A 14,585-nucleotide genomic window follows, 5' to 3' on the forward strand; every position below is an offset into this window, starting at 1 on the left:
AGAATTCATTATTAAAAAAAGGGGCTTAGCGAGTTAGTAGTAAGCCCCTTTTTTAATTCGCTACAGATTAAGAAGATCATCCCCCATATCTAAATCAGTTTCTTCCATTTGAACCACATCTGAGTTTGATGGAATCTTTGGTTGTGATGGGATGTGGTTTGTTTCTGCAACCTCTGCATGGACTGTTTGGGTTTGCGGAATATGAGTAGGCATAGTTGCAATTGCATGCATGGGTTGTACCATAGCCATTGCTCCACCCAGTTGACCTTTCTTTACCATCAACCCTAATCTAATAAGGTGCCGGATCTCTTCCGCTCGAGCTTTTTCATTAATCGGCGCAAGGTGTTCATAAATGTCTGGATGGTCAGATTTCATTGCTCGAAGATTGCACCGAACAAAGTCTACACCAGCAACAAGCTCTTTCTTTTGAGCTTTTGTCATAGACAGGCTCCTATATTACTTTGCTGCCTGTCTTGCCAGTGCTCGCATCCGTTGTTTGCCTCCCTCCTGAAATCCTATAACGTTAGCTCGCAGACTATCTTTTAAAACTTGAATTTCGTGATTGGGAAAGGCTTTTTGTAATGCATGCACATACAGTTTAGCTGGTCCACCAACAACAATAATGCGGTCTAAGTCTTGTGCATCACCGACTCGGTTCACAAGTGCTGTCACAGCATCTTCTGCAACCGAGTTAATTGCATCTGTAAAATCAAAAGCGGGTGTTCTTTCATCTCCTTTATGGATAGGAAAATCCATCTTGTGACCAAACAGCTTAAGCTTCCCAGTGATGAATGCTTGATCGATTAGTTCCACGTTAACTTCTTTGATCCGCTTAAACCTAGTATCTGTGCTAAATTTTTTAAATGCTGCATCTGCAACTTTTTGAAGGATTTTGGACATACCACCTTCAAAGTCACCAGAACGGTTTTCGTTGGCCATTAGACCGCGAGTAACTAGCCAGTCAACAGTTAGGTACCCCGGATCCACTACGAGCAAGTTTTCTTGCTTCATTTCCTTAAAGCGGTCTTGGCCACCTTCACGGGCGTATGCCAAAAGACCACCGAGGGGCTGTGCAATAATCCACGCAGAGTTAACTTGAACTTTGCGTCCATCACCTAAGTAATGCTCACCTTCGACCATCTTTTGAAGTTCTTCTTTACGAGGCATAACGGAGACAGGAAGACCACAAACAAGTAAGTCAATCTCATCATCTGGGATCATTTTTAATGCACCTAGGAAAAGGGCTTTATATCGCTCAGAGTCAATATAGCCCTCCGTGTTTAATACACGGGTAGAACGTGGGTCTGCTGATGCTTGAACATCTTCCCCAACTTCATAAATGTTTTCTCCTACAGGTACGAATACAGTTTTGCGAGAACTTAGTATATCTCCGCCGAGACTTTGTATGTTATGACTCACAGCCACAGGCACACTAGGATAAGTACGAATTACGAAGCCTTCATTTGTTTCACCGGTAACAGATGAAGTTGTGCCGTAGCCAATTTCGATGCTACGAACAATGTGTTTTTTTGCCATGTTTTGCTCCAAAAACATAATCAATATTGCCAGACGAAAAGGAGGTGTCCCACAAGACTTCTAAGAAGTCTTGTGGAACTTTGACAATATAAACGCTTAATATTGATAGCGCAATACTTATGTAAGGTGGCCTGCATGACTTCTCACAAGTTCTACAGAACATCAAGTTATTATTAATCACAAATCCGCAGAACTGACAGAAGTCCCACAGAACTCGTAAGAGGTTATGCACGACCTCTCTAATTTCTCAGATTGAGTAAACCTAGGCCATTAATTTCGATTTAATTATCAATTATGAAGTTCACGCGGCTACAGATGTTGTATGGCGATAATTGGCCAGTAGAGCACTGGTTTTCCTCTGGCGCTCATATTGGCTTTTAATAAGTGGGCCTACAGAGCGCCACATAATCGTCATGCGCACTCTTTTTTTCCTACAAAATTCTCAACCACCAACCAGTGATTTTATAAATCAAAGTCGGCGCCGAACTAACTGCGGGTGTGTTTCCTGCATATTGCCGATAAATATAAAGGTCGGCACCGAACTGGTTGCAGGTTTATTTAACAAACGCTCTCTGTTGATTATTGCTGGTTTTAGGTTTTTTACGTAACTCGGCACCGAACTGATTTCGGCAATCACAATGTAGCATAGCCGACATTTTTAAACCCGGCACCGAACTTTGTGCAGGGTCATTAATTACTGATGCCCCAAATTAGCACTTAAAGGCAAAAGTCGGCACCGAACTGCGCTTTCCTGCAATTCCAACGCATTGCCGGAAATGGCTAACACGGCACCGAATAGATAAGGGTAGAGATGAGAATAAGAAACAGGTGGGGGAGTGCGCATGTCAAGACAGGCAATTGAGGCAGCGCGTTCCGAACTAAGGCTAACCCTAGAAAAGCTTATAGAGGAGGCTAAAGAGATAGTCGATTGGTATTGGATCGAGTGGCGTTTAACAAACTCGCGGCTGCGTGAGCGAGAAAAACAAACTAATGCCCCAGAAGGTTATCTGCGAGGAAATATTGCTCCTCGAATCACAGAACGTACTGGAAAAACCTACATTGAGTGGCTTGTTTATGGTCCGGGCAGGTATGGGGCAAGGCAAAAGAGTTGGGGGGAAAGGATTGCCCCACGCAAAGGGCCAGTTTACCACCTAAGTCAATTTCAGAAGAAGGCGCAACCGTGGGAACTGGTGCTTATAGAGCAAGCAGAGTCGAAGTTAAGGTCTCTGCGATATGCAATCGAAAATATACACGGGTCACAGGCCTATTTAAGCAGGCTTCTTTCGAAAATGAATGATGCTAGCGACACAGATGAATCAGAACAACTTGATAATGAGGTGAACAATGGCTGAACAAGCAAATACAACTAAGAAACAAACCGGTGAACGTAAGCAGCGAAATGAATTCGTTCAGACTCGAAAATCCCTTCCTTACACATTGAAGGTTCAGTCTGACACAATGCTGCGATATATGACTCGAAATGGAGGGGCCGCAGCAGGTGCATTCCAGCGTGTAGCAGGACTTATCCAATTTACGGCGAATGACGCTGAAGTTCGTGAGCGTCTAGATTTATGGTTCGAAGGTGTAATGGGGGTTGCGTCAGAACGAGCTTCCGCTTTGAGCTCTCAACAGGAGAAGTATACAGAGGGGATGGTGGTGAATGTTACCCGCCCTAAAGTGCCTGATAACTATCAATACACAGTAGAGATAACTCACCCTATCTTTTGGCAGTTCATCGGCTTGGTTGAGATGATTGACAACGTTATGGCTGAGATCGAGTTCTTGTGGCTGGCGGGTCAACTCGAAGATGTACATCTGCAAAACGCTAGTGGCCAGGCGGTTAATACGATTAAAGACATGGTCAACCGTATCTACTACGTGACGAACGCATCAAGAACTCGGAAGGGTGGCCTTTACTCTCCTCAGGCTTATAAAGAACTCATGCAAGCTTTGACCAAAGGAGATCCCGTGCCTGAGCAGCAGGAAACAGAAGACTCACCTGAAGAAGCCGCTGTGGTTACTGAATAACGGGATACTTTGATGCTAAGCCACTTAAAGGGCGCATTGCACACAGTATTAAGTGGGGCTGCGAAGATAGTAGCCCCACATATACAACCCAACGTTGCCACGCCTTCCATTGATCTAACAATTGAAGACCTTATTCGATACCCGCCTGAAACTAAGGGGATTCCGGTCATTGGACTTGAGAAGATTATCGCTTCTCAAGTCGAAATCTTGCGGCTTATGCACCGAGATTCCGGCTTACCTGATCCATTCGAGTTAAACCAAGAGGAGGCCTTGAAGCCGCGGCCAGAGAAAAATGCTCGTGGTAAGAATTACGATCTGAACTTCGATACATTGTTCCGACAGGTAGTAGTGAACTACATACGTTATGTACATCTGTTACCTGCATCCGAAAATCACCATCACTGCGATGTAGGTGGGTTAGTTCGCCATAGTTTGGAAGTTGCACTTAATAGTCTCAGAAAAGCACAGCAACAAGTCCTGCCTGCAATTGGGCATCTTGATGATGAGCAGGCACGTAAACCGAGATGGCAATATGCCGCTTGGGTCTGTGGTCTGTTGCATGATGCAGGCAAGGTGCTCTATGACATGCGCGTTTATGACGTGGATACAGGTAAAGATTGGAACCCATACCTATCTGACCTGTTCACATGGGCTCATGAAAATAGTGTTAGTCGTTATCGAGTAGTTTGGCGGCCTGAGCACCGACACAAAAAGCATGAAAATCTGAGCGTGACAGTCATTGAGTGGGTACTGACTAAAGAAGCAAAAGCTTACTTGATGGATAACACGGATGAACTACCAATTGCCATGAACCATGCTTTAGCGCACTACGGAAGTAGTGAGGGCTATCTGCAACGATGTTTACGCGAAGCTGACAGTGCTTCAACTGAAAAAGATATTCAGACCCAATGGCACGAAATGATTGGTAAGCGACGCTATCCACTAGAGAGCGCCCTTGTTAATGCAATGAGACGTTTACGCGACAACTGGCAGGTTAATCAGCCGAAGGGGCATGTTTGGATTATTGGACATGATGTTTTCCTTAGCTGGCCGAAAACTATTCAGCTAATTGTGCAGCGATTGCAGGCTGACAAGGTTGATGTCCCAGTGAACCCTAGCCGAATCCTTGAGATTTTAGAGGAACGCAATTTAGTTCGCCGACTTGATGACAGTGTTACTTACAGCATGTTTACTCCTTCAGGTATTGAAGGTGTAACCGGTGCCGAAAGAGTTATTTGTTTAGCTTGGCCCGGGTTGCTGTACGAAACAATGCCCGTGCCGAGATCAGTACCAGGTGTTTTACGCCTAAACAATGATGGTAAGTCGCTCGAGTACAAAGCTGACGGTTCAATCATTGAGTTAGAGCCAGAATCAACGAAGGATGAGAAGCTTGTTGAAGAGAAGGGTATCGCTGGCCGTCAGGCAACCAAAGAGCTAACGCCTCAAGAAGATGTGAATGAAACTGTAGAACCAGAAACTAAGCCAAAAGCTAAGCCAAAAGCTAAGTCACAACCAAAACCCAAGTCCAACTCCAACTCAGGAGGTAAAAAGCAAGTAAATACCGAAAAGGATAAAGACCCTGAAATTGCTATGCCTAAAATTCCACAAGCTTCTGAGCGGCCGGTGCCTAAGAATAGTAACAAAGGTTTGAGATTTGCAAACCAAGAGCAAGAAATGTCAGCTATAGCGTTCATCGCTGAACCTAATGCAGCCCCTGATGACACCATGCCAGAGCAACAGATACCTGAGTTGCCGGAGGATGACTTGAAGGTGCCAGATTACTTAACTGCAATTGATTATGAGTACTTCGAGTCAAATTATGACCGCTCAAACGAAGAGCCAGCGTTCTTGTCAATTCCAGATTATGTTGAAGGTTCGGTCGACACGCCTATTAATTTCAATGAGCAATTTGTACAGACACAAGAGATTCCAGTTGTGCCAGAAGAAGTACAGGCAGAGTCTGCGGCGACACCTCATGTACAGAAAAACCAATTTAGAGCTAAGAAAACTGCAAGCACAGGGAGTGGTATTGGAAGCATGCTCAGACAGAAGAAAGCCGCTATGCAGACAGCTGTAAAGCTGGAACGTCTTGGTTGGCTCGGACAGAAGAAAACTGGTCGGTCAGAGGGAGATGCGTTCCTTATAGATCTTGCGAAAGCACTAGCCAATGGTGATTTAGGAATTGAGCAAGGTAATGTTTTCCTGGTAAATGGGCAACTGCATTTGGACTGTAAATCGGTATGCGGTTTGCTTGGTTGTGATGTAGGAGATACAGCCACAATCCTGAAAAATGAGCGACTACTCGATTATGACAAGCTAAAACCAAACCTACTTGTTCACAGGGAAAACTACGGTGGAAAGCAAGTGATGGTGATGAGTCTTACCATGAAAGTAAGCTCTCAGCTTTGTTCTGAACTTGGAATCACTGCAAGCGATGTGAACTACGAGGAAGCAACTCCAGAAAGTAAGACATCTTCCAAAGTGCAAAATGCCTTACCTCTTGATAGAGGAAAGACTGAAGTTCGGGCCAGCCCACCCCCTAATCAAACAAAAGTTGAGACAGACGTTACAACGAAATCACAAGAGGCGCCAAATACAGCTTCTGAAGATGAAGTGGGGCTGTTTCTAGCATTCCTATCGAAGAAAGCTGAATCCGGTGAGTGCGACTTTATTCAGAAATCTTCTGACGGTAAATCATGGGGAGTGTTTGTTCAAGGAGCTGTTAAGGCATTTATGGAGGAAGAGCGTAAAGGGGCGAAACGAAATCAACTTTCAAAGGAGTTAACCATGTTGGCTGTTGGTGTAGAAGAAATGGTTACGCCTATAGGCAAGAAGAAAACGAAACACTTGCTAATTCAAAAAGCAGTTATTGGTTAAGGAGTACATATGGCAGCAGATAGATCTAGACAGTTTTGGATGGAAAACCTATTCCGTCCTGTATTTGAGTTAAAACTAGCTCAAATATGGCTACTTGGTGGCCTATTTACACTTATCACTGGAGGGCTTGCGTTTGATACGCAGGTTCCTGCGCACCTTGTGGTGGGAGGTGTGATGATCGTTATTTCCATTATTCGGTTCCGCCAAGGTCTGCCTCTTCTTAAAAGGCAGTTCCAACTGTTTGTAAACTACTTCTACATGATTTCTGATATTGAGTTCAGAACTCGTAACATGAAAGACAAGGAAACTTCATTCTTGGGTCGAGGCTTTGAGTGGGGCCCCGAGCATGCTCAACGGGCATACCAAGTAATGTCAATGTCGACGGAATTTCATGAAATCAAGTTGCCTTTGGTTCTTAAGCCATTGAGTAAGAAGTACGAAGAAACAACCCGCAAACTTGGCGGGCGCTCATGGATCCATGGGCTCGGTGATGAGAAGGAGGTTACCGCCAATGAAAGTGTATTCCATGCGCACTCAGTAATCTTTGGAAATCCAGGTACAGGAAAAACAACGCTGCTTAAGATGTTGTCCAGTGGAGCGCTTCATCGGGGTAACGTGATCATTATTATCGACCCGAAAAACGATTCTGCATGGCGCAAAGGGATCCAAGCTGAGTGTAAAGCTATTGGAATGGAAGACCGTTTCTTCTTCTTCCATCCATCACACCCAAGTAAGAGTTGTCGTATTGACCCAATGAGCTCATATGCTCGTACAACAGAACTCGCTTCTCGTATTGCTTCACTGTTACCGGGCGAATCTGAAAGTGACCCATTCGTACAATTTGCATGGAAATGTATATACCAGATCATCGAAGCTATGTTGTATGTAGATGAAAAACCGCAGCTTACGAGTGTTGGATACTACCTTATGTCAGGTAAGCGCCAGTTAGCAGAGCGCTGTTTGAATAAGTTGTTCTTAAAGGTGTATGGCCCTGAATGGGTAACTGCGATGGGTAAAGACATTGCGAAATTAGGACAGGGAGACATGCTGGCCGGCATGATTTACCACTACCAAATGAACTTAATGTCTGAACACTCATGTCAAGCGCTTGATGGTATTGTCTCAATGGTAACTCACGATGCCCAACACATGAGTAAGATGCTTTCAACTACAGCACCTCTTTTTGCCCAACTTACATCTAAGCCCCTCGATGAGCTTCTTTCTCCAAAAGTCACGATGACAGAAGACGATAATCTGCGTCCTTTAGTGGATGTGGACAAGTTGGTACGCACAGGTGGTGTTCTTTATGTTGCGCTAGATAGTTTGTCAGATGCCATGGTTGCCTCTGCAATAGGGAAGTTGGTTCTTGCTGATGTTTGTGCTGCTTCTGCTCGTCGTTACAACTATGAGGAGGGAGAGGGCCGTCGTGTGAGTTTATTCGTCGATGAGGCACATGCATGTATCAATGACCCGCTCATCAACATGCTGGCTGTTGCTCGTGGCGCCAAGTTCGAGTTGTATGTGTCTAGCCAAACATTGCCCGATTACATTGCGAAAACTGATGAGGCTCAAGCAAGGCGAATTCTTGGTTTAGCGTCCAATCTGTTTTGTCTGCGTGTGAACGATGACATCACACAAAAGTATGCGACTGAGAACTTTGGCGAAGCCAGTATTAGGGCTGTGGGCTTTTCGCTTAACTCCGGCACCTCGACAAAAGGGACTCTTGGCGAGTTTTCTGGGGGGCTGAAGGAGCAGTTAACTGATACGAGAGAAAAAATATTCCCTGCAACCATGTTAGGTGACCTGCCAAACCTACAGTACATCGCGCGCCTTGCTGACGGAAGGAAGATTAAAGGACGGATCCCCTTCATTACTGAAACGAAGGAGGCGGCATAAATGTTCGATGATAATGAGTCAAGTAAGCAGAAGGGATTTCTCGCAAGAATGGTCGTTGCAGTCGCATTGGTTTCCTTTGCTTACATAATGATATTAATGACTCCTGAAGCATACCGCGAGACGCTGCAAGCTGAAATTGCTGCTTTTAAAACTGTGATAGGCCCTACTGAGTCGAAGGATGTAATTGAGCGAGCAGGTGCTATGTACCACTGGGCGTTTATCGAAACGGGGGTTGTGCAGAGCATGGAAGATGCTGTCCGTCCATCTGGAGTTGTAAACGGAGAGGATTTCTGGCTCATGCCGATGGTTCGAATTGTTGAGAACTTAAAATTGATGTTCTATCAATCAAGCTATCGTATGTCTGTGTTTTTACACTGGCTTGCACTTGGGGCGCCTTTAATTTTTGCCATGGCGGCTGACGGCTTTTATAAGAGACGAATTAAGCAATATGAATTTGGTGTGGCCAGTGCAAACTTGTTTCGCATGTGGGTAAAAGCGGGTCTGTTTGCATTCTTTATCATTGATGTTTACTTCATTTTCCCTGCCGCGGGTCTTTTTGGGGTACTTCTCCCGCCAGTTATGTTCCTGATCCTCGGTTTCGCGATGCGTTATGCGCTATCCAACGTGAGTAAGGTTTTCTAGTTTTTTTAATCACGCCTTCTTCGAGGAGGCGCTTTTCTATCTGTGGAGTGGTTACATGTTCAAAAATTGGTTTGGCCGCAATAAAGTTAAACCTGAGCCGGTGAACCTTGCAGGTGTCGTCGCTCAAGAGAGTGCCAAGCATCTAAGGGTGTCTAAGTTCAAGGCCGCTGCTATCGGCGGAGGTTTGTTGTTAAGCATTGCTTTCACATTTAGTGATGCTGCTAGTGAGAAAATTGGTCCTCATGTTGCGGTGATCAACCTAAGCGGGGCAATTGAAACTGGCAGCAGGGAAACTGATGGATGGGCCGTAAGCCGTCAAATTGGCGAGGCGATGAAAGATGGCAATGTCAGGGCGATAGTTATTGAGGCTAACTCGCCGGGTGGCTCTCCGGCAGATGCTGAGCATATCTATAAAACGATCCTATCATATCGCCATAGTAATAATGGCAAGCCAATTTATGTGACTGTCAGAGGTGTCTGCGCTTCAGCTTGTTACTACATAGCTGCAGCCGCAGATGAAATCTATGCATTGAATTCCAGCCTTATTGGTTCAATAGGTGTACGTATGGATGGCTGGGACTTCCAGAAGGTGATGGATAAGGTGGGTGTAGAGCGTCGAGTATTTCATGCTGGACAGCATAAAGCTCTTCTTGACCCGTTTAAGCCAGTTACTGATGAAGAAAGGTTATTTATACAGGACCAACTTATGAACAAGCTACATCAGCAATTCATAAACTCTGTAAAAGAGGGAAGGGGTGTTCGTCTTAGGGAAGATAAAAATATTTTCAGTGGTCTGATTTGGACTGGTGAAGAAGCTGTGACGTTGGGCTTGATTGACGGTGTAAAAACACCAACTGAACTTGAGGCGCTAATTGAGTCGCGTCATGGTGTGACCAAGTACATCTATCACGGAAGGACAAAGTTCAAGTTAACCAATTTGTTTTCTATGGACGCAAGCTATTTAACTGATTCATTGGGAGATTCTATTTACCACGCATTCAAAAATGATGTTAAAAATGGAGCTAGTTCTTTGAGCTTTGAATAACTACCCCTACAGAGCCCTACATAATCGCTATGCATGGCTCTTTTTCTTGGCATTCTATCTCTCGGTAGTTAAGCATGTAATGCTTAATGTCTTTCGTGATCAAAATTGAGAGTTTATAAAATGCAAGCAAACGCTGAAATTGACCAAAATGCACTTTACCCCCCTTTTTCTCTGCGCAACGCGATGCTTGCGCTTGCGGTTGTAGTTGGCGCCAGCCTTTTATTCGTTGGATTTGATGCCATCGCTGCAACCGGAACGTTAGAAGGTGAGTTCGCAGAGATGTGGGGCGAAGTGAAAGGTCTTGCTGGTGGTGCTCCAGGTAAGATTCTGATGATGCTGATGGTTATGGGTGTTGTCTTCTTCTCAACCGTGAAACCAAACCTTGTGGGTTTCGCAGGTTGTGTGGTTTCTGTTCTTGTACTTGCTAACGCAGGCAAGATCATTGACTCATCGCTGACTTCCACAATCTTTGAAGCACCAGCTGCTTTACTCCCTCTCATCGGTGGTTAAGCGTTCACTGGAATGGGCGCCCAAGGCGCCCTTTTTTTTTTCTAATTCTTAGTTATACAGAGGCAATATGGAAGAGCAGCGCCAATCGCTAAGAGCAGATCAGCATTATCTACCTATCAGGGTCAATGAGTCCATGATGGTTATCTTTTGGGATGTTGACGAAGTCAGGCCAATTATCTTGAGTTTCGCCTTAGGGGTGCCATTCGATATTGTGAACTACGCTGTCCCTCTAGGCTTGGTGTACTTCTATATCGCCAGAAAAATCAAAGCAAAATACGCAAAAGGCATCCTTTCGCATATGAGCTGGTGGCATGGACTGCTGCCAATGAAGACAACTCGCTCAATGCCCGACCCGCTTGTCAGAGAACTATTCCGATAGGAGCACGTTTAGTGTTTAACAAATCCAAAGCGCTTCGCTCGTGGAGTCACAGCGTTAATTTAGCTAAAACAATGGCGCAGAGTAACTTAACTTTAGCCATCGCAATTGTTGGGCTTACATATGCTGTTCTAACTAAAGAGCAAACCGTAGTGGTCGTTCCGCCGACATTTACAGAAGAGATCACTTTCGTTGGCAACCAGGCCAGCGAAGCATATAAAACTGGCTGGGGCTTATTCGCCGCAAATCTTGCCGGCAACATTTCCGAACGGAATGCAAGATTCGTTGTGGACACGTTACGGAAGATGTTTAAAGCCAAAGATGCCGATGGCTTTGAACGCCAGTTGATGGCTCAAGTTGAGGCATTAAAAGTCCGTGGCGTTCGAGAATCCTTCACGCCTCTTGATCTTATCTACAACAGTGAAGTCGATACGGTTTGGGTGTACGGAGACAAGAAGACTACATCCACCCGTTCAGGTGCAAGTACCACTCAAAAGTGGACTTACGAGATTCGAATCGCCGCAAGTAACGGAATGCCAAAAATCATTCATTTCACTCAGTATGAAGGGGCACCAAATACACGCAACCGAGTGATTGAAATGCGTGAAATGCAGGCGGAAGAAATGAAACAGGAACAAACACAGAATTCAGCAGAGGCTGAGGGCAAGTAGGTTATGAATCAAATTAAGATACGCAAATCGTCCGCGGCTTTGCTTTTAGCAATCTCATTTGTTGCACAGCTATCGGCCAACGAACAGAACGTTGCTGGAGATATTCCAGTTAGTCCAATCAACCTCGAGAGAATTCCAGTTTCTGAGCCACCAGCTATAGATGGAAAGGTTGCGAACGCTATTGATGAGGCAATGATGGAAGCCGTTGCGAAAAGTCTCCCTATGGAATCTGTACAAACTGCAAAAGGGGTAAGTGAAGGTTCTGTTGACCTATATGGTAGACCAATCAATAACAATGCAGTTGGATTGAATCCTGCTCTGATGCAAGGTGTGCCTCAAGTTAGAACAGAAGTTACACCACCTCCATTAACATTGCCAGGCACTGCAGCTGCGAATCTTGTTGCTCCTTCTACTCCGATTGAAGCTATTGCCCCTCAAATTGCTGGACGTGATCCTGTGATTGACAAAGTTCGAAAGAACTACAAACCCCACCAGGAAGTAAAACTAAAGCCAGGACGGAGTGAGTTAATCCCAGTCGCCACTGGTTTGCAAAACAGGATAGCTACAGAGTTTGTTCAGGTCGAAGTTAAGACTTCTGATGCTGAGGTGCCAATTGATGTAGATGGTGGATTTATCTATATCACGCCAATGTCAGAAGCACCTATTGGTCTGATGATTGGTGAGGCAGGAATGCCTAAAACGATGGTCAGCCTGACGTTAATGCCTCTCGATGTGCCGCCGGTAATGGTCGATCTGGATGTCCAGATGTCAGCTGAATTGAAGCAAGAACATCAAACCTTCAAAGAAGATAGAGAAAGGATTGCAGCCCAAGAGCAGCGTCTAGAAGAAATTCGCCAAGACCCAGTTGGAATTAACGACCCTCGCACTAATAGCAAACACGTAGATCGTGCTAGCAGCATTCTTGCAGAAGTGGCTAACGGTGAAATTCCCCAAGGCTTTGACCTGGCAGACAAGATACCAGAGGAAGAGCGTTACCCGTGTGATATTCGCCGCATGGCTATGTATCACGAAGTAGGGCAGCGTCTTATTAGTGGTAGAGAACTCATAGATGTTGTTCGAGTTAAAAACGACATCAATGGTTTCCGTGAGATACGCGAAGAGTTTTGCCTAGGTGATGATGTAATTGCAGTAGGTGTTTTCGATAGGGCAACTCTTGCTCCGGGAGAAGATACAGAGCTGTACATTCTTCGAGATAAATTGCACATGGAGAAACTGAAAAGTACCCGTGCGCGTCCACGCCTGACAACTACTAATTAATGGGGCTGAGCATGGATAAGACTTCAATCAAAGGTGCTCTGCAGGAGCATTGGGAAAAACCTAAAGTTAGATACGGGGCAATTGCTACCATTTTACTTATTATCATCTCGCTTATAGCCTTCAATACAGATGATATGAATACGGGCGGTGCAAAGGGCCCTATTGTGGCAGAGGAAAAGCAGGTTCAAAAAAAGGTGGAAGCTAACTTCTTTACACAATCTGGAGCAGATCAAATCGACCAAGGCCGCATGGATGAAATCTATGACCTGATGGAAGGCCAGTTAGCTGAACGTGAAAAAGAAATTGATGATCGTGAGCAAGAAATGCGAATGATGGAAGGGCGCTTGCTTAAAGAACTTGAATCATTGAAGTTTGCTCAGAACGATCTTAAACGCGAAATGGAGATTCAGAAGACGGCGTCAGATGATATTCGTAACCAGACAGCGCCAACACAAAGCACATTTGCACCACCAGCAACAAGGGTAACACCGACACAAGGACAACCTCAGCAACCTGTAGCACCAAACGTGCCGATGGCTAACGCAGTGGAGACAATCATGCCGCGAGTTATCGACAGAAAGCGGGTAGGTATCCGTACCATTAATGGTCAAGGCGATCACTTTAAAGACTCACAGGGTAACGTGATTGACCAGACCCCAGAGGATAAGAAGCCAAAGGATAAGGAAGTAGCTAATCAAGAGCCTCAAAAAGAAGAGCCGAAGAAACCAGTTGAGATGTTTCTACCCGCTGGCAGTATCTTGAGTGGTGTTCTTATCACGGGTATGGATGTTCCTACCGGTAACTCGGTTATGCGTGATCCGTTCCCCTCGATTTTGCGAATCAAAGAAGAGGCGTTGCTACCAAACAATTTTACTGCCGATATTCGTGAGTGTGTGATTGTGGCTTCAGCTATAGGTGACATTGCAAGCCGTCGTGCGTACATGAGAGCAGAAGCGATTAGTTGTGTTACTGATGAAGGTCAAGCGGTCGAAGCTAACCTAAACGCTTTTGCTGTAGGTCCAGATGGTCGCAACGGAGTCCCAGGTCGTCTTGTGTCCAAGAATGGAGAAGCGGCTATGAAATCTGCATGGGCGGGATTTTTGGGGGGCCTTTCTGATTTAGCAGGCACATCGACACTGAGTATCAGCGACCGCGAAACTGGTGCATTTGGAGTATTCCAGTCAAGAGAAGCGATGAAAACACTTGCTGGTTCGGCGGCGCTACAAGGTGCTGGCGACGCAATGAACCGTTTAGCTGATTACTACATCGAGATAGCGGAGCAAATGAAGCCGTATATCGAGGTCAACCCTGGTCAAAGCATCGACTTTATAATTCAACGCGGTTCAAGTTTACGCCTAGAATAACCTGGGCGTTTCTCAACAGAGAGTATAAATAATGAGTAAAGATTTAAAAATCATGATGGGTGTGCTTGTTGCGTGGACTGCCGTATTGGGCCTTTTGTTTGGTTTTGCCCTAAATAGTCAATCAAACCGATTTGCCGAAGATAAGACGGTATTAGAGTCAAAAATTTCTCATTTGTCGAAACAGGTGGCCGTATCGCCAAAGATCGTAACGCTAGATTTAGCAAAGACTGCCAGAGAATGGGCTGGGCGCTCAGACCAGCTAGCGATGAAGGCGGTTGAAACCACAGTCAACTTTTACAACGAGAAAGGCTACATCATACTTGATAAGGCCTCTGTGATTGGGAAGGTTGGTCAATTTGAAG

The 14,585-nt window shown here is 45.2% G+C and carries 14 protein-coding genes; 12 read left to right on the forward strand and 2 right to left on the reverse strand.

The window, feature by feature from the left end; translation table 11 throughout:
• Positions 1-60 precede the first annotated feature (60 nt).
• Positions 61-441: a hypothetical protein gene (locus tag N5E87_RS22465; RefSeq protein WP_279776065.1), complete on the reverse strand. Its 381-nt coding sequence runs from the start codon at positions 439-441 to the stop codon at positions 61-63.
• Positions 442-456: 15 nt separating this feature from the next.
• A complete protein-coding gene (locus N5E87_RS22470) occupies positions 457-1,536 on the reverse strand; it encodes a PRTRC system protein D (protein ID WP_279776066.1) in 1,080 nt (359 codons plus the stop codon).
• An 842-nt stretch (positions 1,537-2,378) separates the two neighbouring features.
• Between N5E87_RS22470 and mobI the strand changes: the two genes are divergently transcribed.
• The 12 genes from mobI to N5E87_RS22530 all read left to right on the forward strand — a co-directional run.
• Positions 2,379-2,888, forward strand: coding sequence for a conjugative transfer protein MobI(A/C) (gene mobI / locus N5E87_RS22475; RefSeq protein WP_279776067.1), 510 nt, complete (start codon positions 2,379-2,381; stop codon positions 2,886-2,888).
• Positions 2,881-3,564: a hypothetical protein gene (locus tag N5E87_RS22480; RefSeq protein ID WP_279776068.1), complete on the forward strand. Its 684-nt coding sequence runs from the start codon at positions 2,881-2,883 to the stop codon at positions 3,562-3,564. Before mobI ends, N5E87_RS22480 begins: the two co-directional genes overlap by 8 nt.
• A gap of 12 nt (positions 3,565-3,576) precedes the next feature.
• Complete coding sequence (gene mobH / locus N5E87_RS22485; RefSeq protein WP_279776069.1) at positions 3,577-6,441, forward strand: MobH family relaxase; 2,865 nt, start codon at positions 3,577-3,579, stop codon at positions 6,439-6,441.
• Between the two features lie 9 nt (positions 6,442-6,450).
• Entirely contained in the window at positions 6,451-8,337 is a 1,887-nt protein-coding gene (traD, locus tag N5E87_RS22490) for a conjugative transfer system coupling protein TraD (RefSeq protein WP_279776070.1), read from the forward strand.
• Positions 8,338-8,979 (forward strand): DUF4400 domain-containing protein, encoded by a 642-nt coding sequence (locus N5E87_RS22495; RefSeq protein WP_279776071.1) that lies wholly within the window; start codon positions 8,338-8,340, stop codon positions 8,977-8,979.
• A gap of 55 nt (positions 8,980-9,034) precedes the next feature.
• On the forward strand, positions 9,035-10,024 hold the full coding sequence (gene sppA, locus N5E87_RS22500; RefSeq protein WP_279776072.1) for a signal peptide peptidase SppA: 990 nt from the start codon (positions 9,035-9,037) through the stop codon (positions 10,022-10,024).
• A 120-nt stretch (positions 10,025-10,144) separates the two neighbouring features.
• Entirely contained in the window at positions 10,145-10,534 is a 390-nt protein-coding gene (locus N5E87_RS22505) for a hypothetical protein (protein WP_279776074.1), read from the forward strand.
• Positions 10,535-10,601: 67 nt separating this feature from the next.
• Positions 10,602-10,913: a type IV conjugative transfer system protein TraL gene (gene traL / locus N5E87_RS22510; protein WP_279776075.1), complete on the forward strand. Its 312-nt coding sequence runs from the start codon at positions 10,602-10,604 to the stop codon at positions 10,911-10,913.
• 11 nt (positions 10,914-10,924) lie between these two features.
• Positions 10,925-11,581: a TraE/TraK family type IV conjugative transfer system protein gene (locus tag N5E87_RS22515; protein WP_279776076.1), complete on the forward strand. Its 657-nt coding sequence runs from the start codon at positions 10,925-10,927 to the stop codon at positions 11,579-11,581.
• Between the two features lie 3 nt (positions 11,582-11,584).
• Positions 11,585-12,859: a hypothetical protein gene (locus N5E87_RS22520; RefSeq protein ID WP_279776077.1), complete on the forward strand. Its 1,275-nt coding sequence runs from the start codon at positions 11,585-11,587 to the stop codon at positions 12,857-12,859.
• A gap of 11 nt (positions 12,860-12,870) precedes the next feature.
• Complete coding sequence (locus N5E87_RS22525) at positions 12,871-14,223, forward strand: TraB/VirB10 family protein (RefSeq protein ID WP_279776078.1); 1,353 nt, start codon at positions 12,871-12,873, stop codon at positions 14,221-14,223.
• Positions 14,224-14,254: 31 nt separating this feature from the next.
• Positions 14,255-14,585 (forward strand): hypothetical protein (locus N5E87_RS22530; RefSeq protein WP_279776079.1); only part of this gene is annotated, 331 nt, incomplete at its 3' end.

This window comes from Shewanella sp. GD03713, from assembly GCF_029843705.1.
Classification (GTDB): Bacteria; Pseudomonadota; Gammaproteobacteria; order Enterobacterales; family Shewanellaceae; genus Shewanella.